The sequence below is a fragment of the Micromonospora sp. WMMD882 genome, assembly GCF_027497255.1.
Lineage (GTDB): Bacteria > Actinomycetota > Actinomycetes > Mycobacteriales > Micromonosporaceae > Micromonospora.
In genome coordinates this window covers 4457879-4482059 of the sequence record NZ_CP114903.1, presented here as the reverse complement: position 1 = coordinate 4482059, position 24181 = coordinate 4457879, and the positions used below count along the sequence as shown (strand labels likewise).

At 73.3% G+C, this 24181-nt stretch carries 21 protein-coding genes, 2 tRNA genes and 1 pseudogene; 16 read left to right on the top strand and 8 right to left on the bottom strand.

Features of this window, described 5'->3' with window-relative positions; genetic code table 11:
• Nucleotides 1–3: 3 nt before the first annotated feature.
• The 5 genes from O7606_RS19000 (at nucleotide 4) to O7606_RS18980 (ending at nucleotide 2168) form a co-directional block, all read left to right on the top strand.
• On the top strand, nucleotides 4–879 hold the full coding sequence (locus O7606_RS19000) for a DUF3566 domain-containing protein (protein WP_281595366.1): 876 nt from the start codon (nucleotides 4–6) through the stop codon (nucleotides 877–879).
• A 184-nt stretch (nucleotides 880–1063) separates the two neighbouring features.
• Nucleotides 1064–1137, top strand: a tRNA-Ile gene (locus O7606_RS18995).
• Nucleotides 1138–1180: 43 nt separating this feature from the next.
• Nucleotides 1181–1309 (top strand): DLW-39 family protein, encoded by a 129-nt coding sequence (locus O7606_RS18990; RefSeq protein ID WP_281595365.1) that lies wholly within the window; start codon nucleotides 1181–1183, stop codon nucleotides 1307–1309.
• 33 nt (nucleotides 1310–1342) lie between these two features.
• Nucleotides 1343–1418: transfer RNA gene (locus O7606_RS18985), tRNA-Ala, on the top strand.
• Between the two features lie 210 nt (nucleotides 1419–1628).
• Complete coding sequence (locus O7606_RS18980) at nucleotides 1629–2168, top strand: ATP-binding protein (RefSeq protein WP_281595364.1); 540 nt, start codon at nucleotides 1629–1631, stop codon at nucleotides 2166–2168.
• A gap of 9 nt (nucleotides 2169–2177) precedes the next feature.
• Here the strand turns inward: O7606_RS18980 and O7606_RS18975 are convergent, their stop codons facing one another.
• Entirely contained in the window at nucleotides 2178–2696 is a 519-nt protein-coding gene (locus O7606_RS18975) for an aminoglycoside adenylyltransferase (RefSeq protein WP_281595363.1), read from the bottom strand.
• 526 nt (nucleotides 2697–3222) lie between these two features.
• Here O7606_RS18975 and O7606_RS18970 point away from each other — a divergent pair.
• Nucleotides 3223–3498 (top strand): hypothetical protein, encoded by a 276-nt coding sequence (locus O7606_RS18970; RefSeq protein WP_281595362.1) that lies wholly within the window; start codon nucleotides 3223–3225, stop codon nucleotides 3496–3498.
• A gap of 59 nt (nucleotides 3499–3557) precedes the next feature.
• On the opposite strand, the gene O7606_RS18965 is transcribed toward O7606_RS18970, so the two are convergent.
• Nucleotides 3558–4202, bottom strand: coding sequence for a GAP family protein (locus O7606_RS18965; RefSeq protein WP_281595361.1), 645 nt, complete (start codon nucleotides 4200–4202; stop codon nucleotides 3558–3560).
• A gap of 53 nt (nucleotides 4203–4255) precedes the next feature.
• Nucleotides 4256–8770 (bottom strand): heavy metal translocating P-type ATPase, encoded by a 4515-nt coding sequence (locus O7606_RS18960; RefSeq protein ID WP_281595360.1) that lies wholly within the window; start codon nucleotides 8768–8770, stop codon nucleotides 4256–4258.
• A 260-nt stretch (nucleotides 8771–9030) separates the two neighbouring features.
• Here O7606_RS18960 and O7606_RS18955 point away from each other — a divergent pair, with 260 nt between their 5' ends.
• From O7606_RS18955 to O7606_RS18945, 3 genes are all read left to right on the top strand, one after another.
• Nucleotides 9031–9282 (top strand): hypothetical protein, encoded by a 252-nt coding sequence (locus O7606_RS18955; RefSeq protein WP_281595359.1) that lies wholly within the window; start codon nucleotides 9031–9033, stop codon nucleotides 9280–9282.
• A 70-nt stretch (nucleotides 9283–9352) separates the two neighbouring features.
• Nucleotides 9353–9526, top strand: a complete 174-nt coding sequence (locus tag O7606_RS18950; RefSeq protein WP_281595358.1) for a hypothetical protein — start codon at nucleotides 9353–9355, stop codon at nucleotides 9524–9526.
• 95 nt (nucleotides 9527–9621) lie between these two features.
• Nucleotides 9622–10173 carry a YbaK/EbsC family protein gene (locus tag O7606_RS18945; protein ID WP_281599758.1) on the top strand — a complete coding sequence of 184 codons (552 nt, stop codon included), beginning with the start codon at nucleotides 9622–9624 and terminating at the stop codon, nucleotides 10171–10173.
• A 47-nt stretch (nucleotides 10174–10220) separates the two neighbouring features.
• Here the strand turns inward: O7606_RS18945 and O7606_RS18940 are convergent, their stop codons facing one another.
• The 4 genes from O7606_RS18940 to O7606_RS18925 all read right to left on the bottom strand — a co-directional run bounded on the left by O7606_RS18940 (nucleotide 10221) and on the right by O7606_RS18925 (nucleotide 13748).
• Entirely contained in the window at nucleotides 10221–10856 is a 636-nt protein-coding gene (locus O7606_RS18940) for a DsbA family oxidoreductase (RefSeq protein WP_281599757.1), read from the bottom strand.
• A gap of 61 nt (nucleotides 10857–10917) precedes the next feature.
• Nucleotides 10918–11361, bottom strand: a complete 444-nt coding sequence (locus O7606_RS18935) for a SufE family protein (RefSeq protein ID WP_281595357.1) — start codon at nucleotides 11359–11361, stop codon at nucleotides 10918–10920.
• Nucleotides 11362–11456: 95 nt separating this feature from the next.
• Complete coding sequence (locus tag O7606_RS18930) at nucleotides 11457–11882, bottom strand: CBS domain-containing protein (RefSeq protein ID WP_281595356.1); 426 nt, start codon at nucleotides 11880–11882, stop codon at nucleotides 11457–11459.
• Nucleotides 11883–12002: 120 nt separating this feature from the next.
• Complete coding sequence (locus O7606_RS18925) at nucleotides 12003–13748, bottom strand: proline--tRNA ligase (protein WP_281595355.1); 1746 nt, start codon at nucleotides 13746–13748, stop codon at nucleotides 12003–12005.
• A 128-nt stretch (nucleotides 13749–13876) separates the two neighbouring features.
• Here O7606_RS18925 and O7606_RS18920 point away from each other — a divergent pair.
• From O7606_RS18920 to O7606_RS18905, 4 genes and pseudogenes are all read left to right on the top strand, one after another.
• Nucleotides 13877–14641 (top strand): annotated as a pseudogene (locus tag O7606_RS18920) (SGNH/GDSL hydrolase family protein); the annotation flags it as partial.
• 82 nt (nucleotides 14642–14723) lie between these two features.
• A complete protein-coding gene (locus O7606_RS18915; RefSeq protein WP_281595354.1) occupies nucleotides 14724–15626 on the top strand; it encodes a sulfurtransferase in 903 nt (300 codons plus the stop codon).
• Nucleotides 15627–15712: 86 nt separating this feature from the next.
• Nucleotides 15713–16336, top strand: a complete 624-nt coding sequence (locus O7606_RS18910) for a TetR/AcrR family transcriptional regulator (RefSeq protein WP_281595353.1) — start codon at nucleotides 15713–15715, stop codon at nucleotides 16334–16336.
• Between the two features lie 60 nt (nucleotides 16337–16396).
• Nucleotides 16397–17731, top strand: coding sequence for a biotin carboxylase N-terminal domain-containing protein (locus O7606_RS18905; protein WP_281595352.1), 1335 nt, complete (start codon nucleotides 16397–16399; stop codon nucleotides 17729–17731).
• 386 nt (nucleotides 17732–18117) lie between these two features.
• On the opposite strand, the gene O7606_RS18900 is transcribed toward O7606_RS18905, so the two are convergent.
• Nucleotides 18118–19266 carry a hypothetical protein gene (locus O7606_RS18900; RefSeq protein ID WP_281595351.1) on the bottom strand — a complete coding sequence of 383 codons (1149 nt, stop codon included), beginning with the start codon at nucleotides 19264–19266 and terminating at the stop codon, nucleotides 18118–18120.
• 965 nt (nucleotides 19267–20231) lie between these two features.
• Between O7606_RS18900 and O7606_RS18895 the strand changes: the two genes are divergently transcribed.
• The 3 genes from O7606_RS18895 to O7606_RS18885 all read left to right on the top strand — a co-directional run bounded on the left by O7606_RS18895 (nucleotide 20232) and on the right by O7606_RS18885 (nucleotide 24053).
• Nucleotides 20232–21140 (top strand): hydroxymethylglutaryl-CoA lyase, encoded by a 909-nt coding sequence (locus tag O7606_RS18895; RefSeq protein ID WP_281599756.1) that lies wholly within the window; start codon nucleotides 20232–20234, stop codon nucleotides 21138–21140.
• Nucleotides 21141–21259: 119 nt separating this feature from the next.
• Nucleotides 21260–22792, top strand: a complete 1533-nt coding sequence (locus O7606_RS18890; RefSeq protein WP_281595350.1) for an acyl-CoA carboxylase subunit beta — start codon at nucleotides 21260–21262, stop codon at nucleotides 22790–22792.
• A 106-nt stretch (nucleotides 22793–22898) separates the two neighbouring features.
• Nucleotides 22899–24053, top strand: coding sequence for an acyl-CoA dehydrogenase family protein (locus tag O7606_RS18885; RefSeq protein ID WP_281595349.1), 1155 nt, complete (start codon nucleotides 22899–22901; stop codon nucleotides 24051–24053).
• The last annotated feature ends 128 nt before the right edge of the window (nucleotides 24054–24181 follow it).

Here is a 24181-nt window from a genome sequence, read left to right as displayed (position 1 = left end):
TTGATGACGGAGACACAGGCGAAGTCGGGGAACAAGGGGGCCTCGGCCAAACCGGTCGACGAGGATGCCGCGAAGGGCGGGACCCCCGCGACCGGCCGCGCCGCGGTGGGCCGGGCCACGGTCCCCGCCGACGCGCCTGCCCCGAAGTTCACCCGGGCCCCCGGGATGACGCCGCCGCCGGACAAACCGGCAGCGGACGACGCCGGGAAGTCCGACCGGACCGAGGCGATCGGCGTCGACGCGCCGACATCGGGGATCACACCGGTGGGCAGCGGCGCCGCCGCCCGTCCGACGACAACCCAGCCGATCCCCACGACGGGGGCCGGCACGGCGTCGACCGGCACCCAGTCCCGGGTCGGCGGCGGCCAGCCGGACCCCGGACGTCCCGGCGCGCCCCGCCCGAACGGCGGCGGCCTGCCGCCCGGCGTCGGGTCGTCGGCGGTCGGGGCGGCCCGGGTCAACGACGCGGTACGCGCGGCGCGCACCTCGGTCACGTCCGCGGCGTCCCGTGGTCCGCGTCGGGCCCGGCTGAACCTCAAGCGGATCGACCCGTGGTCGGTGATGAAGTTCGCCTTCGCCGTCTCCGTGGTGCTCTTCATCGTCGTGGTGGTCGCCACCTCGGTGCTCTACCTCGCGTTGGACGCCATGGGCGTGTTCCAGAGCGTCAACGAGAGCCTCGCCGACCTGGTCAACGCCGGTGGCGGGGCGGGCAGCGGCGGGTTCCAGATCACCGCCAAGGGCGTGATCCTCAGCTCGGCGCTGCTCGGGCTGGTCAACGTCGTCCTGTTCACGGCGCTCGCCACGCTCGGGGCGTTCGTCTACAACGTCTGCGCCGACCTGGTCGGCGGGGTCGAGCTCACCCTCGCCGAGCGGGACTGAGCCGCCCGGACACGAAGGGTCGGACGCGCGCGTGATCGCGCCCAGCGCCCGGTGATGCCGGGGCGCCGCGGAAAGCGGTCGCCCCGGCATCACGCGTACGGGTAGGTTGGTCGGCGACGGCAGCGGTCACCGACCCCGGTTTGGGGCCGGATGAGCGGATGGGTTAACCTTGCTCGTCGCACGCGGGGCTATAGCTCAGTCGGTTAGAGCGCAGAGCTGATAACTCTGAGGTCGCTGGTTCGATTCCAGCTAGCCCCACCGCACACCGTCCCGACGGCAGTCGAGCGTGAGGGGTCGCCCCATGGCCAAGAAAGTCCTGTTCCTGCTGGGCGTGGTCGGTGTCGCGGTCGTCGTGGCCCAGAAGATCAAGGCGTCGAACGACGAGCGCGCCCTGTGGCACGAGGCGACCACCGCCCCCGACCTGCGGTAACCTGCGATCTGCGGCGGTCGTTTCTCCGCTCTCGGGGCCCTAGCTCAACTGGCAGAGCACTGCCTTTGCAAGGCAGGGGTTAGGGGTTCGAGTCCCCTGGGCTCCACCAGCACGAACACCGGTTGATCTAGGTCCCGGGTACAGCCACCCGTACAGCCAAGCCGTTCACGATGCCCCCTCGTCGCCCAGCACGCGATCGATGGCCGGGGCCGCCAGACGAGCGCTTCTACGCCTTCCAGGTGACCTTCGAGGACCAACCCGAGCTGTACCGCTTGGCGGACTGGCCGGCATCATCGAGGAAGCGGCCGCTGGGGAAACGATGACGACACGACCGACTCTGTTCCTGACCGTGGGACTGCCAGGCACCGGGAAGACGACAGAAGCGCGACGCATCGAAGTGGAGGAGAAGGCTCTTCGCCTCACGAAGGACGAGTGGGTGAAGGCTCTGTACGGTCTCGCGAACCCGCCGTCGGCCTCGGACGTGATCGAAGGACGGCTCATCGAGATCGGGTTGCGCGCGCTCGAGCTCGGTGTCAGCGTTGTTATCGACTTCGGTCTCTGGGCTAGAGACGAGCGATCCGCGCTACGGCAGGCAGCCGCCGACCTCGGCGCGGCGGTGGAGATGCGCTATTTCGAACTCCCACCGGCTGAGCAGCGGAGACGACTTGACCGGCGTCAAGCCGAAGAGCCGCACACGACGTGGCACATGTCCGACGAGGAGCTCGCCCAGTGGGCTGCCCTCATCAGCATCCCGACGCAAGGGGAGCTCGACGGCAGCGAACCTGTCGATTGCGCGCCGGCGGGATTCACGACATGGGAGGACTGGCGCAGGCATCGCTGGCCTCCGTCGGTCCCCTGACGCCCATTGTCAGACGATATCGCTTGTTCGCTTCGCCTCTGTTGCGAGTGTGTGCAGGAGGGCCAGGTCGGCGCGGTCGATGTCGCGCGGCTCGTACCCGCTGTGGAACAGCAGTTGCTGCTCCACCGAGATGCAGTTGACCGGGCGGCCGGCGATGGCTCCAGTGGTGAAGCACTCCTTCGGCCAACGGAAGCTACCGCCATCGAGGCCAGCCTGGTGGCCGTGGCCAACCTCGTCGAACTTGAGCGGGTGAAGGTCTACTCGGCCTCGCGCTTCGGCGACCACTTCAACGCGTACCGGGCGCCAGTCAGTCTCGATGACGTAGCCCAGGCGGCCGAGAGCCAGCAGGGCCGCTGCTTCGTCCTCTGCGGCGACTGCCAGGTCCAGGTCACGGTGCGGACGAGTCTGCCGTCCGAACAACGCGTCCACACCCCACCCACCGCTGATCCATGCGTTGCAGCCGGCGGCAGCGAGAGTGTCCAGAACCGTGTGGACCTCATCGGTATTCATGTCAGCAGGGTTGATCATGCCCGTCCTTCTAGCGCGACGACAACCATCAGAGGCCGACGCGAGGCTACCCGCTCGACGTTTCTGGGATAAGGCGCTTTTCGCAGGGCGGGTCACCCCCATTTCGCGGGAATGGCGACGCCCCGGGTCGAGGGTGAGCGCCCCACCCCGGTGCCCGGCAGAGCACCCACTGGCGCCTGGCGAGTGTGCGGTCGACCCGTCCAGCGCGGGTGAGCGGCTCAGCGACGCCATATCGGCGCATGGTGTTCGTATAGGCGATGAAGAAGGTCACCGTTACCCTGCCTAGGGGACTGGTGAAGGCGCTCGGCGTGGCGGCCCGGGAAGCCCATCTGGCGGTGGAGGAGGGCTGTCGGCTGCTCGTCCCCGCCGTCGTGGCGGCCAGGCCTGGCGGGACCCGCCGCCAGGTCCAACTCGGCCGGTTCCTGCAGAGCTGCGAGATCGTCCCACTTCGCGCACCTGTCGGCCGCGTCGGACGTCAAACCGGGGCTGGTCATCCGCCGCCTGGGAGCACTGCGAAGGAGCCGACGTGTCGGACGAGCCGGAGCCGGGCCTCGCGCCCGAGTCCACCCTGCCCAGGTACGACGACCAGGTCCGGCTGACCGTGGACGGGGAGGAGTTCCTGGTGCGCCACCGGGCCGACGAGCCCGGGACGTACGACTTCGACTGGCTCAGCGGGCCGCACGAGTACGGTTTCGGGTCCAGCAGCTCCGACCGGTCCCGGCTGAGCCGGCCGGAGATGACGGAGGCCATCCGGTCCTTCCTCGCGGAGATCGACCCGGCCACCGGCTACCTGGCGGACTAACCGGCCATCGGCCGCACGGGCCGGCCACCGGCCAATGCCCGCACGGGCCGGCGGGCGGCTCACTTCAGCAGGTCGGACACCACGATCGCTACGAAGATCAGGATGACCGCCTCGCTGACCAGCCAGGAGTGCGTGTTCGCCCAGTCCCGGATCTTCGGCAGGACGGCCAGGGCCCGGCGGCCGAGGACGAGCAGCGACAGCAGCGGAAGCGCGAGCAGCAGCAGCGTCAGGAGCGCGAACGGCAGCAGGTGCCACCACGGTTTGTCGTGCCCGGCCAGGCTGCCCGCCACCGACAGCATGGTGGCCTCGTCGCTGGGCATCGCGGCGAAGAGCAGGAAGCCCAGCCCGAACGCGAACCGGGGCCCGGCGTCCTCCAACCGGCCCATCCACTTCGGCGGCTGGCTGTGCCTGCGCCGGGCGTAGACCAGCGCCATCAGGACCAGCAGCACGGCCAGGACGATCCAGTCGATCAGGTGCCGGGTCCGGTCGTCGCCACCACCACCCCCGCCGGCGCCGCCGTGCCGGATCGCGCGGAAGACGACGTACCAGAGGGTCAGCGCGGTCACGACGGCGAGCGTGGCGCCCGCCAGGAACGCCACCGAGCTGCGTTTCGCGGTCCGGCTGGAGGCCAGGAAGATCGCGGCGACGAGCTGCGGGCCGGCGACCATGACCACGGCCAACGGTAGGACGCTGAGCAGGTTCACCAGGTCGACCTCCTCCGCCTCGGATTCGTCGGTGGCCGTGTCCGGCCCGGGTGTCAGGAAGGGGGCTTTCCCTGCGTCAGGCGGGTCAGGGCGCCGTTGCCGAGGGTCGCGCCGAGGGCGGAGCCGGCGGCGATGGTCCAGCCGACCGGGCCGAGCGGGGTGCAGCCGAAGAATTGACTGAGCCCGGGGGTCTGCACCACGACGACCAGCACGCCGACCGAGGCGGCGGTGGAGGCGAGCACGCTCGGACTGGTCCCGCCGGCCAGCACGGTCTGCCCGAGCTGGGTGCCGACCAGCGAGGCGAGCGCCACCGTGCCGGCCCGCCGTCGGGTGCCGGTCCACCGGGCCATCGTCCAACCCGCCGTCGCGCCCAGCGTGGTGGCCGCCGCCCGCAGCCCGATCTCCCTGGTCAGGGTTTCGCCGAGGGAGGTGTCCGGGCCCTCCCGGAGGAGGCTCTCGTGGCCCCGGGCGGGTGGGCGGACCGCGATGGCCATCGCCGGCGCCAGGTCGGTGAGCAGGTTGACCAGCAGCAGTTGTCGTCCGTTGAGCGCGGACCGGCCGGTGACGGCGGCGGTGAGCACGCTGAACGCGATCTCGCCGAGGTTGCCGCCGACCAGGATGCTCAGCGCGTGGCGCACCGAGGACCACATGGCCCGCCCCTCGACTAGGGTGGCGATGATGGTCTCCAGCCGGTCGTCGGTGACCACCAGGTCGGCGGCGGCCTTCGCGGCCGGGGTGCCCCGTTGGCCGAGGGCGATGCCGACGTCGGCGAGCCGGATCGCGGGGGCGTCGTTCGCGCCGTCCCCGGTCATCGCGACCACCCGTCCGCGCTTCTGGAGCGCCTGGATGATGCGTACCTTGTGGGTCGGGGTGCAGCGGGCGACCACGTCGGTGCGGGCCAGACGGTCGGCGAGCGCCTCGTCGTCGAGCTGGTCGAGCTCGGTGGCGGTGACCACCCGCTGCTCGTCGCCGTCCGGGCTGATGGTCGCGGCGATCGTCGCGGCGGTGGCCGGATGGTCACCGGTGATCATGATGGTGTGCACGCCGGCCTGCCGGATCCGGCGGACCGCCGGCGCGGCGCTGGACCGGATCCCGTCGGCCAGCGTCAGGTAGCCCACGAAGGTCAGCTCGCGTACCTCGCTGTCGGTGACCATCCGGCCGGGCACGCGCCGCTCGGCGACGGCGAGCACCCGGTGCCCGGCGCCCGCCCGTTCGGCCAGGATCTCCTGGAGGCGGGCCCGGTCGCGGTCGTCGAGCGGATGCCGCGTGCCGTCGGCCCGGCGGTGGGCAACGCAGCGGGGCAGCACCGTCTCCGGGGCGCCCTTCACGCTGAGCAGCAGGCCGTCGTCGTCCTCGCCGAGGGTGGCGTGGTAGCCGCGGGAGGGCTCGAAGGGCAGGCCGCCGACCGCCCGCCAGCCGTCCGCGCCGAACCGTTCCGCCGGCCCGTCGGATGCCGGTCCGTCGGATGTCGGTCCGTGGGATGCCGGTTCGTCGGATGCCGGTCCGTCGAGCCGTCGCGCGCCGAGCCGGATCGCCCGGTCGGTCTGCTCGGGCAGCTCCGCCGGGTCCGCCGCGTCGGGGGTGGCCCGCAGCGCCGCGGCCAGCGTCGCCCGGAGCGGGCCCGCCCCGTCGAGCCGCTCGACCGGGGCGTACCGGTCGCCGTCACCGACCCCGGCGAGGAGCAGCCGCCCCTCGGTCAGGGTGCCGGTCTTGTCGAAGCAGAGTACGTCGACCCGGCCCAGCGCCTCGATGGTGCGCGGGTTGCGGACCAGGGCGCCGTGTTCGGCCAGCCGCCGGGCCGCGGCCAGTTGCGCGGCGCTGACCAGGAACGGCAACCCCTCCGGCACCGAGGCGACGGCCAGGTTCGCGGCGGCCGCCGCGGTCTGGGCCAGCGGTACGCCCCGCAGCAGCCCCGCCCCGGCCACGGCGATCGCCGACCCGACGGCCAGTGGCACGGCCGCCCGGGTCAACCGGCCGAGCCGGGCCTCCACCCCGCCGGTTGGCGTGGCCTGCCGGGCCAGGGCCAGACTCCGTCCCGCCTCGGTGTCGACGCCCGTGGCGACCACCACCGCCGTGCCGTGCCCGGCGGCGACGGAGCTGCCCTCGTAGAGCATCGACCGGCGGTCGGCGAGGGTGGCGGCCACCACCGGCCGGTCGGTCTTGGCGACCGGCAGGGACTCCCCGGTGAGCGAGGACTCGTCGGCTTCCAGCCCGACCGACTCCAGCACCCGGCAGTCGGCGGGCACCGCGTCCCCCGGCCCGAGGAGGATCACGTCGCCGACCACCAGGTCGTCGGCGGTCACCGACTGCTCGACGCCGTCCCGCCGGACCCGGGCGGTGACCGCCGAGCGGGAGAGCAGCTCGGCCAGGGCCCGTTCGGTGTTGCGCTGGTGGACGGCGCCGACCAGCGCGGACCCGCCGACTATCCCGCCCACCAGCGCGGCGTCCACCAGCGAGCCGAACGCGGCGGAGAGCGCCGCCCCGGCGGCCAGGACCGGGGTGAGCGGGTTGGCGAGCTCGTCGACGAAGGCCCGGAACAGGCCACCCGGACCGGTCGCCTCCGGGTCGCCCGACCGCCGCCGGCCGGCGACCTCGGCCGAGGCGAGCCCGTCGGCCCGGGTGTCGAGCAGGTCCAGGACGGTCTGCGCCGGCATCAGGTGCCAGGCGGTACGGGTCGGGGCCGGGCCGTCCGTGGGGGTGGACAGGTGCCGGGCCCGCCACACGCCGTGCGCGAAGGCGAGGGCGGCGGCGGCGTTCACGGCGGACAACGTACGGCCGGGCAGGAGCCGGGGCTCGGTGGTGAACGCGGCCAGCGCGCCCAGCCCGGTGCCGGCCTCGGCGATCCGGATGTTCTGTCGGCTCATCCGGCGGGCCACCCCGGTCGCCTCCACGACCAGCGCGCAGGTCCGCAGGTCGGTGCCGACGAGCAGATGAGCGCCCCACGGGGGCGGATCGTCCGGCCCGGCCACCCCCAGCCCGCAGTCGGCGACCCCGAGGGCCGCCCGGTCGGCGGAGACCAGCATCACCACCGCCCCGTCGAACTGGAGGGCCCGTACCGTCTCGGCGATCCGGGGCCCGCCGGGCAGCACGGCGTCGGCGACGTCGTACCGGCGGTCGGTATCCCCGGCGACCACCAGGCGGAGACCGGCCCGGCGGGCGGCGGCCGTCAGCGCGTCGACGCCGGGCGCGGGCTCGGACTCGACCCGCAGCACGGCGGTGAGCGTGTTGCCGCCGGCGAGCCCGAGCAGCAGGCCACCGGCGGCCCGCAGCCGTCGGCTGTCGTCGGTGTCGCCCGGGTCGCGGGCGGTCATCCGGTCCAGCGGGCCGAGCCGCCAGCCCTCGGCGGCCTGCGGTCGTTCGGGGGCCGCCGGGTCGAAGAGCGCGAACGCGCGGCTGGCCGCCCGTTCCGGGTCCACGCCGGCCAGCGGGGCCAGGTCGGTCAGGACGCCCCGGTCGGAGCCGAGCACGGCCGCGTCCAGGACCAGGGTGTCGATCCGGTCGAGTTCCCGCAGCACGCCGCGGTCCATGGCGATGACGCCCCGGCGGGCCAGGATCCGGCCGAGCTGGGCGGCGTACCCCTCGCGGCCGGAGCCGGGGGCTTTCGGCAGCGACGCGAGCGCCACCGCCGCGGCCCGTTTCACGCCGACCGCCGGGATGGCCGCCGCGCCGGCCGCCACGCCGGCCAGCAACGCCCGGTTGACGTACCGCTCGATGGGGCCGTCCGGTTTGGCCCGGGGACGGCCGATGGCGGGGGCGCGGGCGACGGCCCGGTCCGGGTCGCCGGTGAGCTGCGGCTCGGCGTGTCGCCAGGCGTCCTGCTGGGCGCGGGCCTCCCCCCACTGCACGACCCGTTGGGCGCTGTCGACCACCAGCCCGGTCCACCCGCCGGAAAGCCCCTGCACCACCGCCTCCGCGAGCGGGAAGACCAGCTCGGCGCGGGGGTCGGCGCGCAGGCCACGGTTGGCCAGGGCGTGCAGTTTCGGATGCAGGTCGACGGCGGTGAGGAAGCCGGCCACCTCGCCCGGCACCGGGGTGAACGGCAGGATCCGGGCGGCCGCCGCGAGGGTCAGGCCGAGCGCGTCGGAGGCGAGCCCGCCGAGGGTGCGGGGGGTGCGGGGGCCCTCCTCGGGCGGGTGCGGCGGGGGGATCTCCGGGTCGGGCTCGTGGTCGCTGCGGCGTTCCGCCCGTTCGATCGTCCGGATCAGGTCGCGCAGCCTCGGCTCGGGTTCCCCGACGGCCACCACCACCCGACCGGACGGGGCGTTGACCCGCGCCCAGCGCACCCCGGGCAGCTTCTCCAGGGCCTGCTCGACCTGCCGGGCCAGCCGGTCACCGCCGTCCTGGCAGACCCCGCGCACCTCGATGTGGTGCCGTCCGGGCCGCGACCACACCCGCCGGGAGGACAGGCCGGCGGTACGGGCCAGCCGGGCGGCGGTCGAGCCGGCGCTGCGGGAGGCTTCACCGACCAGCCGGGGCACGGAGTCTCCGACCAGCCGGGGCACGAAGGTGGGGACGAGCCGGGGCACGGTGTCACCGACGAAAGGCAGGACCCTGCCGAGCGGGATCATGCGACGGTACGAGCGGTTCGGAGTCGATCCGGTTCCCGGCTACCGTCGTGCGTCCCGTACGCCATCGTGCCTCCCGTGCTCGGTTTCCGGGCGGCTGCCTTCCCGTACTCCGGTCCGTTATGCCCGTTGACCGGGTGATTCTCCGTTCTCACCGGTCGGCCGGGACGCGGCCGGCGCCGGCATGAGCCCGGCCGGCGGCGCATGAACCCGGCCGGTGGTGGAATGCCAGGTCGACGTCACGGCCGACCGGGGAGGTACCGATGCGGGAGACGACTCGACACCAGGCACGTGAGACGGTCCGTTCGTACGAGCACCGGGTGACGATCCCGCTGCTCGGCGAGGTGTCCCTGCCGCCGGACAAGGTGGCCTACTACGCGGGGGTCGGCGTGCTGGCCGCGTTGCAGGTCATCGAGTGGCCGCTGGCGCTGGTGATCACCGCCGGGCACCTCCTCGCCGACCAGCATCTCTCCGGGCTGGCGCAGGGGGTGGGCGAGGCGTTGGAGTCGGCCTGACCGGCACCCGTACGGGGGAACCGTGGCCGGTGAAGCCGTCGGTGATTCACGTTCACCCTAGCGTGGGCGCATGTTCACACTGGTGCTCGCCATGATCCTCTACGTCGCCGGTTTCGTCTTCCTCTACGGCGTGATCCGGGTGGCCGTCCGGCACGCCCTGGAGGACCTGGCGGTCCGCCGGGCGGAACAGTCGCCCGACGGGCGGCTCCGGGAACGGCCGTACCTGCCGAGCGCCCTGCGCTGACCGCCCGTCCGCGACGTTCCACGGGCGGCGCGGCGGCTGTCCCGGCGGAGGGCGGCGGGGTGGTCGTACCGGCGGGTGCGAGGATCACGGGCGTGATGGGGACGTTGAAGACCGAGCCCGCACGCGACCGGCTCGACCTGCTCGCGCCACCCGTGGCCGACGCGGTGCGGCGGTGGCCCGCCGACGTGCCGGTGGACGTGGCGGGCGTGCTGGTGGCTCCGATCGACACCTCGCTCGCCGACACCGCCGCCTTCTGCGTCGCGTACGGGGTGGGGCTGGACGTCTCCGCCAACTGCGTCGTGGTGGCCGGGAAACGGGAGGGCGTCGTCCGCTACGCCGCGTGCGTGGTCCTCGCCACCACCCGGGTCGACGTGAACGGGGTGGCCCGGCGGGCGCTGGACGTACGTAAGGCGAGCTTCGCCCCGATGGCCGACGCGGTCGGGTCGACAGGCATGGAGTACGGCGGCATCACCCCGATCGGCCTGCCCGAGGAGTGGCCGATCCTGGTGGACAGCCGGGTCGTCGCCACGCCGCATGTGGTCATCGGCTCCGGCGTACGGCACAGCAAGATCGCGCTGCCCGGCCCGGCGTTGGGCGCGCTGCCCAACGCCCGGGTCGTCGAGGGGCTGGCCAAGCTCACACAGTGATCGACGTGCTCCGATGTTGTTGCACGTGAAACATCGGCCGGGCCGGATCACGCCTGGTCGGACTCGCGGCGTTCCGCCTCGGCCAGCGCGGCCAACAGCGTCTCCGGCTCCTGCGCGCCGCTGATCGCGTACTTGCCGGCCAGGACGAAGGTCGGCACGCTCGTCACGCCGAGCTCCCGGGCGGCGGCCAGCTCCGCCGCCAGCTCGGCCACCCCGGCGTCCGAGTCGAGGAAGGCGCGTACCTCCGTCCCGTCGAAGCCGATCGGGGCGGCGACCGTGGCGAGCGCCGCCCGCGAGCCGACGTCCACCCCCTCGGTGAAGTACGCCCGGAACAGCGCCTCGATCGTCTCGGCGGCCCGGCCCCGCTCGGCCGCGTACCGGATCAGCCGGTGCGCGTCGAACGTGTTGGCGGTGACCGCCCGGTCGAAGTCCAGGGTCAGACCGGCCCCGGCGGCCACCTCGGTGACCTGCGCGAACATCTGCCGGGCCCGCTCCGCGCCACCGAACTTCGCGCCCAGCCCCTCGACCAGCGGCCGGGGCTCGGGCACCGGGGACGGGTCGAGCTGGAACGGCCGGTAGCGGAGGGTGACCTCGCCCGGGTGGACGGCCAGCGCCTCTTCGAGCCGGCGCTTGCCGATGTAGCACCAGGGGCAGACCACGTCGGCGTAGATCTCGATCTCCATGCTCCGGGTCAACCGGCCCTCCGGCGCATCTGTTCCCCCGGCCGTCGGGCCGTCGCGCGGCTCAGCTTCCGGACGCGCCGTCGGTCTGCTCGCGTACCTGACGCTTCAACCTGGCCAGGATGGCGGTGCCGCCCCGCACCCGCAACGGACTGATCGCCTGGGCGAGCCCCATCCGCTGGTACAGGTCGTCGGGGACGGCGAGCACCTGCCCGGCGTCCGCCCCGGCCAGCCCCTCGGCGAGGATGCCGGCGAAGGCGCGGGTGGTCGGCGCCTCCGGCGGGCAGTCGAAGAGGGTGGTCACCGTGCCGTCCGGGGCGACCCGGGCCCGGAGGAAGAACGCCGTCTGACACTCGGGCACCTGCTCCAGACCCGCCCGGTCGACCTGGTCGGCGGGCAACGGCGGCAGGACGTCGGCGTACTCGATCAGCATCTCCAGCACCACGTCGCGCGGCGCGGCGGCGAACTCGTCGACGATCTCGGCCAGCCTGGGCGGCATCTCGGACATCCCGCCAGGCTACCCGCCGGCCCGTCCCGCCACGGCCCGGCGCTCGACCGCCGTCGGCGGCCCAGGCGGCGTCCCGTCGCCCCACCGCCGACCGGTCAGGTGGCGGGGGCCTGCTCGCTGATCTCGCCGAGGGCCGAGTCGGGATCGAGCTGCCGCGCCAGGTCGCCGAGGGAGACGATGCCGACCAGCTTCCGGTCCGCGTCGCAGACCAGGATGCGGCGCACCCCGCGCTCCCGCATCAGCGCCGCGGCCTCCCCGGCCGAACAGTGCTGGTCGATCATGACCACCTCGCGGGTGATGATCGAGCCGATGGTGGTGGTGGAAGGATCACTCCGCTCGGCCACCGCGCGGACCACGATGTCCCGGTCGGTGAGCATGCCGGCCAACGTGGCCCCGTCGGTCACCACCACGTCGCCGATGTCGGCGTCCTTCATCACCCGGGCCGCCTCGTCCAGGGGCGTCTCGGCCGACAGGTAGACCACCTGTCGGGTCATCACGTCGCTGACCCGGTAACCGGACATGAGAGCCTCCGAGAGCCGTACCGAATGGATGACAACAGCGGTACCCAGCGGCGGCGTCGCTACACCCGGTCAGCCGCCACCGGGACGGACCGGTCCGACGGACCCGTCCAGGCCGGACCGTCAGGCGGGACGGGCCAGCGCGTCGGGCAGGTCGGCCAGGGGCGCCTCGGTCCGCGTGCCGGTGATCCGGTCCCGCAGCTCGACGTACCCGTCGGCCAGCCGGCGACCGACCACGACGGCGCGCGGGACGCCGATCAGCTCGGCGTCGGTGAACTTGACCCCGGCCGAGACGTGCGTGCGGTCGTCGACGAGCACCCGCAGGCCGGCGGCGGCGAGCCGTCCGCCGAGGTCGAGCGCCGCGTCGAGCTGCCCGCCCTTGCCCGCCGCGATCACGTGTACGTCGAGCGGCGCGACCACCGTCGGCCAGCGCAGCCCCCGCTCGTCGTGGTGCTGCTCGGCGATCGTGGCGACCAGCCGGGAGATGCCGATGCCGTAGCAGCCCATCACCGGGCGGACCGGTTTGCCGGCCGGGCCGAGCACGTCCACGGCGAAGGCGTCGGTGTAGCGCCGTCCGAGCTGGAAGACGTGCCCGACCTCGATGCCCCGCCGCATGGTCAGCGTGCCGGCCGGGCAGGCCGGGCAGGCGTCGCCGGGGCGGACGTCGGCCGCCTCGATCACGCCGTCCGGGACGAAGTCCCGCCCGCACACCACGTCGACGGCGTGCCGGCCGGGCTCGTTCGCCCCGGTCAGCCAGGCGGTGCCCGGCGTCACCCGGGGGTCGACCAGGTAGCGGATGCCGAGTTTGGCCAGCAGTTGCGGGCCGATGTACCCGCGTACCAGCTCCGGCCGGTCGGCGAAGCCGTCGAAGACGGTGGCGGTCGCCGGGCTGAGCGCCGCGTCCACCCGCCGCAGGTCGACCTCCCGGTCGCCGGGCACCCCGGCCACCAACAGCTCCGGCTCGTCCGTGCCGGCACGGTGGACGGACAGCACGACGTTCTTCAACGTGTCGGCGGCGGTCCAGTCGCCCCGGCCGCCCAGCCGGCGGGTGTTGGCCAGGTCGACCAGGGCGGCGATGGTGGGGGTGTCCGGGGTGTCGTGGACGGTGGCCGGCGGGTGCGCGGCCGGGTCACCGGCCGGCGGCACGGGCGTGGTGACCGCCTCGGTGTTGGCGGCGTGGTCGCAGGCCTCGCAGGCGACGTAAGTGTCCTCGCCGACCGGCGTGGTGGCGAGGAACTCCTCCGACACCGAGCCGCCCATCGCTCCGGAGGTCGCGGTGACCACCGTGTACTCCAACCCCAACCGGTCGAAGATCCGCCGGTACGCGGCCCGGTGCCGGGCGTACGCCTCGACCAGCCCGGCCTCGTCCAGGTCGAACGAGTAGGCGTCCTTCATCAGGAACTCCCGGCCGCGCAGCAGACCGGCCCGGGGCCGGGCCTCGTCCCGGAACTTCGTCTGGATCTGGAACAACGTCACCGGAAAATCCCGGTACGAGGTGAACAGGTCCTTCACCAGCAGCGCGGCCAGCTCCTCGTGGGTGGGGCCCAGCAGGTGCGGGGCGCCGCGCCGGTCGGTGAGGGTGAAGATGTCGTCGCCGTACGCGCTCCACCGGCCGCTGGTCTGGTACGGCTCGGCCGGCAGCAGCGCCGGGAAGCACACCTCCTGGTCGCCGATCGCGGTCAGCTCCGCCCGGACCACCTCGGTGACCCGGTCCAGGACCAGTTTGCCCAGCGGCAGCCAGGTGTAGCCGCCCGACGCGGCCCGCCGGATGTAGCCGGCGCGCAGCAGCAGCCGGTGACTCGGCACCTCCGCGTCCGCCGGGTCCTCCCGCAGGGTCCGCAGCAGCAGGGTCGACATCCGCACCATCATGTGGCGCAGCCTACGACCGCGAAGCGGCGGCTGACGATCGGATTCGCAGGGTGCCAGACTGTGTGGTCGGCAGGAGTCAGGAAGGGCCCCTTCCGGTGACAGGGTGCCCGCTCGCGACGGAGGGTGCAGTGCGCTGGCGCAGTTACGTGGCGGTGGGCGACAGCTTCACCGAGGGCATGGACGACGCGTACCCGGACGGCACCTACCGGGGTTGGGCGGACCTGGTGGCCACCCGGCTCGCCGCCGAGGCCGGGCCCGACTTCCGGTACGCCAACCTCGCCGTCCGGGGGAAGCTGTTCCCGCAGGTGGTGGCCGACCAGGTGCCGGCGGCCCTGGCGATGCGCCCCGACCTGGTCAGCTTCGCGGCCGGCGGCAACGACGTGCTGCGCCGCAACTTCGACCCGGCGACGATGGTCGGCCGGTTCGACGACACCGTCCGGCGGCTGCGGTCCGACGGCGCGGACGTGCTGCTGTTCCGGTTCGCCGACGTGATGGCCCGGCTGCCCGGCCAGCGTCTGGTCGCCCCCCGGGTGCGACTGCTCAACCGGGCGGTCGGCGAGACCGCCGAGCGGCACGGCGCGATCCTGGTCGACCTGTACGCCGACGACACGTACCTGAACCCGATGCTGTGGAGCACCGACCGGCTGCACCTGTCGGCGGCCGGTCACCGGCGGGTGGCCGCGCAGGTGCTCACCGCGCTCGGGGTGGGCTGCGACGAGGAGTGGCTGCTCGTGCCGCCGCACCCGCAGCCGTCGCCGTGGCTGGCGGCCCGCGCCGCCGACCTGCGTTGGGCGGGCCGGCACCTGGCGCCGTGGATCAGGCGGCGGCTGACCGGCCGGTCCTCCGGCGACCTGGTCACCGCGAAACGTCCGCAGCTCGGTCCGGTGTCCGACCGAGTCGGGACGGGCGGCTCAGCGGCGGCGGGGCCGGCGGGACGGGCGGTGGGCGGGACGGATCCGGCGTAGGTTGGAACGCATGGCTGTGCCGAGCGATCCGAACCCCCGTCTCCAGTCGTACGCCGACCCGCAGCGGCTCGTCACCACCGAGTGGCTCGCCGAGCAGCTCGGGACCGAAGGGCTGGTGGTGGTGGAGTCCGATGAGGACGTCCTGCTCTACGACACCGGTCACCTGCCCGGAGCTGTCAAGATCGACTGGCATCTGGAGCTCAACGACCAGGTCACCCGGGACTACCTCGACGCGAAGGCGTTCGCCGAGCTGTGCGCCGCCAAGGGCATCGGGCGGGACGACACGGTGGTCTTCTACGGCGACAACTTCAACTGGTGGGCCGCGTACGCGTTCTGGGTCTTCTCCCTCTTCGGTCACCGCGACCTGCGGCTGCTCGACGGCGGCCGGCAGAAGTGGATCGCCGAGGGACGGGAGCTCACCCGGGAGAAGACCGTCCGGCCGCGCGCCGACTACCCGGTGCCCACCCGCGACGACGCGCCGCTGCGCGCGTTCCGCGAGCAGGTGATGGCCCACGTGGCGGCCGGTCGGCCGCTTGTCGACGTGCGTTCCCCGGGCGAGTACACCGGCGAGATGCTGCACATGCCCGACTACCCCCAGGAGGGCGCGCTGCGCGGCGGGCACGTCCCCGGCGCGGTGAACAAGCCCTGGAAGTCGGCGGCGAACGAGGACGGCACGTTCCGCCCGGCGGACGAGCTGCGCGCCATCTACGCCGACCAGTTGGGGCTGAGCCCGGACGACGACGTGATCGCGTACTGCCGGATCGGCGAGCGGTCCAGCCACACCTGGTTCGTGCTGCGCCACCTGCTCGGCTACCCGCAGGTGCGCAACTACGACGGCTCGTGGACAGAATGGGGCAACCTGGTCCGGGCGCCCGTGGTCCGGGGCGACCAGCCCGGCGGCCTCAACCCCTGACGTACGGCGGCCCCGACCCCTGACGTACGGCCCCGGCCACCCGACGGGGAAACCCGGGGGAATTGACAGCGGATTAGGCTTGCCGGGTGACGGTGGAGCAACAGGCGGCACGGGGCCGGGCGGGCGGCGCGCGTCGGCGGCGGTCGCGCCGGGACGAGATCCTGGACATCGCGGTCGGGCTGTTCGCCGCCCGGGGCTATCACGGCGTGTCGATGGACGACATCGGCGCGGCGGCCGGCGTGACCGGTCCCGCGCTCTACCACCACTTCGCCGGCAAGGAGGCGATGCTGGCCGCCGCGCTGATCCCGGTCAGCGAGGGGCTGCTCGACGGTGGCCGGGAACGGGCCGCCGGGCACCCCGACGACGCCCGTGGCGCGCTGGAATCGCTGATCGACTTCCACGTCGAATTCGCGCTCGCGCACCCGGCGGTGATCGCCCTGCACCTGCACGAGCTGGACCGGCTCCCCGAAGAGCCGCGCCGCACGATCCGCCGGTTGCAGCGCCTCTACGTCGAGGAGTGGGTGACCGTGCTGACCGCGCTGCACCCGGGGCTGCCCGCCGGCGCGGCGCGGGTGCTGGCGCACGCCGCGTTCGGCCTGATGAACTCCACCCCGTTCCTCGGCGGCGAGGTGGACCGGGAACGCCGGGCCGAGCTGCTGCGCGGCGCGACGCTCGCCGCGCTGCTCGCGCCGACCGGCTCCGGGTCGTAGCCACCGGCCGATCCGTGGTTTCCTGACACCCGTCCACCACCCCAGGACGTTGGAGGAAACATGATCGAGTCGTTGCTCGTCGCCAACCGTGGCGAGATCGCTCGACGGATCGTCCGCACCGCGAAGCGGCTCGGGATCCGCACGGTGGCGGTGCACTCGGAGGCCGACTCCGCCCTGCCGTTCGTCACCGAAGCCGACCAGGCGGTGTGCGTGGGGCCGGCGAACCCGGCCCAGAGCTACCGCAACGTCGAGGCGATCCTCGCCGCCGCCGCGTCGACAGGCGTGCAGGCCGTCCACCCCGGTTACGGCTTCCTGTCGGAGAACGCCGACTTCGCCCGTACCGTCGAGGCGAACGGGCTGATCTGGGTCGGGCCCGGCGCGGACGCGATCACCGCGATGGGCGACAAGATCAACGCGCGGAACCTGATGGCCGCGGCCGGCGTGCCGGTCGCGGCCGGCACCACCGACCCGGCCGCCGACCTCGACGCGGCGGTCGCCGCGGCGGCGGACATCGGCTACCCGGTGATGGTCAAGGCCGCGGCCGGCGGCGGCGGCATGGGCATGGCCGTCGCGACCGACGAGGCGGCGCTGCGCGTCGAGTACGACAAGGTCCGGTCCTTCGCCGAGCGGATGTTCGGCGACGGCGCGGTGCTGATCGAGCGCTACTTCCCCCGGGTACGGCACGTCGAGGCGCAGATCCTCGGCCTGGCCGACGGCCGGGTGGTGGCGCTCGGCGAGCGGGAGTGCTCGGTGCAGCGGCGCAACCAGAAGCTGGTCGAGGAGTCGCCCTCCCCGGCGGTCTCCCCCGAACTGCGCGAACGTTTCCTCGCCGCGGCCGTCCGCGCCGGCGAGGCGGTCGGCTACCGCAACGCGGGCACCGTGGAGTGCCTGCTGACGCCGGACGGCGAGTTCTTCTTCCTGGAGATGAACACCCGGTTGCAGGTGGAGCACCCGGTCACCGAGCTGGTCTACGGGATCGACCTGGTCGAGGAGCAGCTCCGGGTGGCCGCCGGCCTCGCGCCCACCTTCGACCCGGACGCGCTGACCCCGCGCGGGCACGCCATCGAGCTGCGGATCAACGCCGAGGACCCGAAGCGTTTCCTGCCCGGCCCCGGCACGGTGACCACCTGGACCGAGCCGACCGGCGCGGGCGTCCGGGTCGACTCCGGGTACGTCGCCGGCAACCCGGTCACCCCGTTCTACGACTCGCTGATGGCGAAGCTGATCGTCTACGGCGCGGACCGGGCCGAGGCGATCGGGCGGGCGCGGGAGGCGGTGGCCGGGTTCGAGATCAGCGGGCCGAAGTGCAACCTGCCGTTCTTCGCCGAACTGCTGGAGCATCCGGAGTTCGTCTCCGGTGACTACGACACCGGCATCGTCGGCCGGATGCGCTGACCGGGCCGCCCAAGGTCCGACGCGGTCCAGCGGGTTCGTGGAATTCGGTGGGTTCCGGCGGGATCGGCGGGGCCGGTGGGTTTCGGCGGAGCCGGTGGGTTTCGGCGGGGGACGGTGGGTTCGGTGGGTTTCGGCCGGGGCCGGTGGGTTCGGTGGGTTCCAGCGGGATCGGTGGGTTCTGGCGGGGCCGGTGGGTTTCGGCGGGGGTCGGTGGGGCCGGCGGTCCTTTTTCCGGCCGGCGGTCTGAGGCGGACGGCCGCAGGGCTCCGCCAGGGCTCCCGGCCTGGCTGAGGCGGACGGCCTTCAGGGGCCGGCCGGGGCTCCCGGCCCGGCTGAGCCGGACGGCCCTTCAGGGTCCGGCCGGGTTTCGGTCGGAGCGGGCTGGTTCAGGTGGCGGGCCGCCAGGGTTCGGCCGGTGCTTGCCGCCGTCGCCCGGCCGGGCCCGGCGTCCCGCCGTCCTGCCGGTGGGCGTCCGGCCAGTGGCTGTCGTCGACCAGCCAGGTCACCCGGCCGGGACCCGGCCGGTCCACGACCACGCCATCCACCGCCACGGCATCCACGATGTTCGCAGCTTCCAGGATGTTCGCGGCACCCGAACGGGCCGGAGCGTCCGGGCCGGGCCGGGCCGGTTGGCGCCGGCTGTTCGGTGACTCGTCGATCCCCGGCTGGTCGTACGGGAGCTGTCGGGCGTTACGGGTGCCTCGCGGCTGCCCGGGATGCCCGTCCGACCGGCCCGGCTCCTCGGTTTGGCGTCGTCCCGGGACGTACCGGCCGCTCCGCAGCCGGGCGATCTCGGCCCGCAACCGGCTGATCTCCTGCTGGAGTTGGTCGTTGCGCGCCTGACTGGCCACGAGTTGCCGCCGGAGGGCGGTGACCAGGCCCGGCAGCCGCTCAGGATCCCGCTGCTCCCGCCCGCCCCCGGCACTCGGAACTCCGGCGCTGACGCCGGCCCCGGTCCCGGCGCTCACTCCGGCTCCTGCTGCGGCGCTGACTCCCGCACTGGTCCCAGCGCTGGCTGTGCCACCGGTTGCGGGGCTGATCGTCGCGGGGCCGATGGTGGCGGGGCTGATCGTCGCGGGGCTGACGGCGGTGGTGGGGTCGGGCGCGTCGGTGCGGTTTGCGGGGCGTTCACCGGTCGGCGGACGTTCTCCGCGTGCCGCCTCGTAGAGTTCCGCGAACCGGGCCAGCGCGGCGTCGCGTTCCTCCCGCGGCAGGGCGTGCCGCACCACCAGCACCACCGTCTGCCAGGGCGGTCCCTCGGTCTCCACGGTGAAGTGCCGGGAGAACCTCTTGCGGTACCTGTCCCGGTCGTGGGCCGACCGGTTCCGGCAGACCCGCCCGGCCAGCCGGCTCCAGGTGTCGACCGCTCCGATTCCCGGGCAGTTCTCGATGACGTCCCGCACCGCCAGCGCGTAGTCGGCGACCGCGGCCGAGCCGTACCGCGACCGCAGGGCCGCCGCCAGTTCCGCGCGGGGCACGAGCCGCCGTCGGGTCCGCCCCCGAAACCCCGGTGCCGCGTCGTTGTCGGTGGTCACGGTGGTCCTTTCACCAGCTTCTGCCTCGGACCCGTATTTCTACCCGCTCCGGGCGTCGATCGCGGGCCGACCGCTGCGTCGTCGGTCAGGTTCTGGCCGGGTGACTGTCCGGGTAGGACGATGTGCGGGACCGGATGATCCTCTTCGTTTCCCTGATACGGGGCCGTCCTCGCCATTCGATGCCCCCAGATCAAGGAAACGGCGACGGCCCTGCCCCGGGCGGGGCCGGCCCTGCCCCGGCGGTGGCCTGCGGTGGCGCGGCGGTGGCCTGGCGGTGGCCGGCGGTGGCCTGGCGGTGGCCGGCGGTGGCCTGGCGGTGGCCTGCGGTGGCCTGGCGGTGGCCTGCGGTGGCCGGCGCGGTTTCCCTGAAGCGGGGCCGTCCTTGCTGCTCGATGCCCCTACATCAGCGAAACGGCGATGGCTCTGCCGGGGGTGGCCCTGCCCGGCGGGGTGGCCCTGCCCGGCGGGGTGGCCCTGCCCGGGGGGTGGCTCTGCCCGGCGGGGTGGCCTGTGCCCGGCGGGGACGGCGGTGGTCGGGTGGCCGGGCGGCTCGGGGTGGTGCCCGGCCAGCGGGCCAGGTTGAGCGAGCCGGGTCGTTCGTTGTGCCTTCCGATCCCGCCGTGGTGGGAGAACCGGACCGTCGGGAGGACGAGGATGGATGGCAGGGGCACGTGTCGGCCCGAGAACGGTCGTCGCGTGGTGCGGATGTTGCGGACGGCGGCGTTCTGCGTCGACGGGGTGGGGGCACTGGCCGCGGCGACGGGGCGGGACGGGGCGGCCACCTGGGCCGGAGCGCTCTCGATCGTCGTCCGGTGCGTCGTCGAGGTGCTGGCGGATCCGTCACTCCACTGGCACCCGACCCGGTCGCTCTGCTTCGCTGGTAACTCCGGCGAGCCACCGGCGGCGGTGTCGCCCGAATCGGGCGGACCGAGACCAACGTCACAGTGAGGTGACCGATGACCCAGCTGCCAGACACCGTGTCGATCCGTGAGGTCGGGCCGCGGGACGGCCTCCAGAACGAGGAGCCGATCCCGACCGACGCGAAGGTGCGGCTGCTCGACGCGCTCTCCGATACCGGTGTGCGCCGGATCGAGGCGGTCTCGTTCGTGCACCCGAAGGCGATTCCGCAGATGGCCGACGCCGACGAGGTGTGGCGGCGGACGCGGCGGGTCGACGGGGTTCGCTACTCGGCTCTGGTGCCGAACACGCGGGGCGCGCAGCGGGCCCTGGCCGCCGGCTTCACCGAGATCGAGGTGGTGGTGTCGGCGAGCGACACGCACAACCGGCGCAACGTCAACCGGTCCACCGACGAGTCGCTCGACGACATCGCCGAGCTGATCGACCTGCTGCACGGCGCGGGCGCCCGGGTCGAGGTGATCGTGGCGACCAGCTTCGGCTGCCCGTACGAGGGGGACGTGGACCCGCGCCGGGTGGCCGGGATCGTCGACCGGGTGGTGCGGGACGGCGCGGACCGGGTGGCGTTCGGCGACACGACCGGCATGGGCACCCCGCGTCGGGTGCGCGAGCTGCTGACCGAGGTACGGGACCGGAACGCGAGCGTCCCGGTGCTGCTGCACTTCCACAACACCCGGGGCACCGCGTTGGCGAACGTGTTGACCGCGCTGGAGTTGGGCGTCACCGAGTTCGACGCCAGCGTCGGCGGGCTGGGCGGCTGCCCGTACGCGCCGGGGGCGAGCGGCAACCTGGCCACCGAGGAGGCCGTGCACATGCTGCACGACATGGGCGTCGACACCGGCATCGACCTGCCGGCGCTGCTGGCGGCGGCGGAGCTGGCCGAGCAGCTCGTCGGCCGTCAGCTCCCCTCCGGCGTGCTGCGGGCCGGTCCGCGCAGCCGGCTCACCCCCCGGGCCTAGGGCCCCTGGACTCTCGACCGAGGACTTCGACACAGGTCCTGGCCGGGCCCTTCGCTACCCCGGAAAGCACGGATCGGTTACCCTAACGATCGTTCAGGTCGGTGGGTGAGGGGGTCGGTGTGACGCTCGACGGTGAGGCACTGGAGCAGCTCCGCAAGCGCGCCTGGGCCGGTGGCGCGGACAAGTACCACGCGGCGAACGCCGCCAAGGGCAAGCTCTTCGCCCGGGAACGGGTCGCGCTGCTGGTGGACGAGGGGTCCTTCGTCGAGGACGGGCTCTACGCCAACGCGCTGGCCGACGGGCTGCCCGCCGACGGCGTGGTCACCGGCGTCGCGACCATCGACGGCCGGCAGGTCTGCCTGATGGCGAACGACTCCACGGTCAAGGCCGGAAGCTGGGGCGCGCGTACCGTCGAGAAGATCATCCGGGTCATCGAGCGGGCGTACTCGACAGGCGTGCCGATGGTGTACCTGGTCGACTCGGCCGGGGCGCGGATCACCGACCAGGTGGACCTGTTCCCCGGCCGACGCGGGGCCGGGAAGATCTTCTGGAACCAGGTCCGCGCCTCCGGGGCGATCCCCCAGGTGTGCGCGCTCTTCGGGCCGAGCGCCGCCGGTGGCGCGTACATTCCGGCGTTCTGCGACGTGGTGGCGATGGTCGAGGGCAACGCCAGCATGTACCTCGGCTCGGACCGGATGGTCGAGATGGTCACCGGCGAGAAGACCACGCTGGAGGCGATGGGCGGGGCCCGGGTGCACTGCGCCGAGTCCGGCGTGGGCCACTTCCTCTGCAAGACCGAGACCGACGCGCTCGACGTGGTGCGGACCTACCTGTCCTACCTGCCGGCCAACTGGACCGAGATGCCGCCGGCCGCCGAGGCGAAGCCCGCGCCCGAGAAGGTCGACCTGGCCGCGCTGGTCCCGGCCAGCGAGCGGCAGGCGTTCGACATGCGACGGTACGCCAAGGGGCTGCTCGACGAGGGCAGCTTCTTCGAGATCCAGGCGCTCTGGGCGAAGGAGCTGACCATCGGCTTCGGTCGGCTGGACGGCCAGGTCGTCGGGGTGGTCGGCAACAACTCGATGTTCAAGGGCGGGGTGCTCTTCGTCGACTCGGCCGACAAGGCGACCCGGTTCGTGCAGCTCTGTGACGCGTTCAACGTGCCGCTGCTGTTCCTGTCGGACGTGCCCGGGTTCATGGTCGGCAGCGCGGTGGAGAAGCAGGGCATCATCCGGCACGGCGCGAAGATGATCACGGCGATCTCCGAGGCGACCGTACCGAAGATCTGCGTGGTGGTGCGCAAGGCGTACGGCGCGGGTCTCTACGCGATGGCCGGGCCCGGCTTCGAGCCGGACGCGACGATCGCCCTGCCCACCGCGAAGATCGCGGTGATGGGGGCGGAGGCGGCGGTCAACGCGGTCTACGCCAACAAGATCGCCGCCATCGCCGACGAGGCCGAGCGGGCCGCTTTCGTCGCCGCGAAGCGGGCGGAGTACGAGCGGGACATCGACGTGGTCCGGCTCGCCAGCGAGCTCGTCGTCGACGCGATCGTCGAGCCGCGCCAACTGCGGGCGGAGCTGGTCCGCCGGTTCGCCGCCGCGCGGGGCAGGGAGCGGCACTTCTCCCGGCGGCGGCACGGCGTCACCCCGGTCTGAGCCGCCGGCCCCGACCCAGGTCACGCGGCCCACCGTGGCCGTCGCGTCTACCGAGCCGTCCCGGCGTCACGAGCGTCCGGCGGCCCGTCCACACAGGAGGAACCCGATGGACTTCCGGCTCACCGAGGAACAGGAGGCGCTGCGCTCCAGCGTCCGGGACTTCGCCCGGCAGGTGATCGCCCCGGTCATCGCCGAGCACTACGAGCAGCACACCTTCCCGTACGGGATCGTCCGTCAGATGGGCAGGATGGGGCTGTTCGGGCTGCCCTTTCCGGAGGAGCACGGCGGGATGGGCGGCGACTACTTCGCGCTCTGTCTCGCCCTGGAGGAGCTGGCCCGGGTCGACTCCAGCGTGGCGATCACCCTGGAGGCGGCGGTCTCGCTGGGCGCGATGCCGATCTACCGGTTCGGCACCCCGGATCAGCGGGCGCGTTGGCTGCCCAAGCTGGTCAGCGGCGAGGCGCTGGCGGCGTTCGGGTTGACCGAGCCGGGCTTCGGCTCGGACGCGGGCGGCACCCAGACCCGCGCCGTGCTGGACGAGTCGACAGGCGAGTGGGTGATCAACGGCTCGAAGGCGTTCATCACCAACTCCGGCACCGACATCACCAGCCTGGTCACCGTCACCGCGGTCACCGGCGTCCGACCGGACGGCACGAAGGAGCTGTCGACGATCGTGGTGCCGTCCGGCACGCCCGGCTTCACCGTCGCGCCGGGGTACTCCAAGGTCGGCTGGAACGCGTCGGACACCCACGAGCTGTCCTTCGACGACTGCCGGGTGCCGGCGGAGAACCTGCTCGGCGAGCGGGGCCGCGGCTTCGCGCAGTTCCTGCGGATCCTCGACGAGGGGCGGATCGCCATCGCCGCGCTGGCCGTCGGTCTCGCCCAGGGCTGCGTCGACGAGTCGGTCAGGTACGCGAAGGAGCGCCACGCCTTCGGCCAACCGATCGGCAACTACCAGGCGATCCAGTTCAAGATCGCGGACATGGAGTTGCGGGCGCACACCGCCCGGCTGGCGTACCACGACGCGGCGGCGCGGATGCTCGCCGGTGAGCCGTTCAAGCGGCAGGCCGCGATCGCCAAGTTGCACGCCAGCACGGTCGCGGTGGACAACGCCCGGGAGGCCACCCAGATCCACGGCGGGTACGGCTTCATGAACGAGTACCCGGTGGCCCGGTTCTGGCGGGACAGCAAGATCCTGGAGATCGGCGAGGGCACCAGCGAGGTGCAGCGCATGATCATCGCGCGTGACCTGGGGATGTGAGCGGGCGTCGTAGCGCGGCGCATTGTCGCCGCCGATTCGGCCGACCACTGTCGACTGTCGGATATCGCGCAGCGTATCGTCGTTAGCCCGACGCTCGGCTGCCGAACGTCGCACCCGGTCCGTACGCT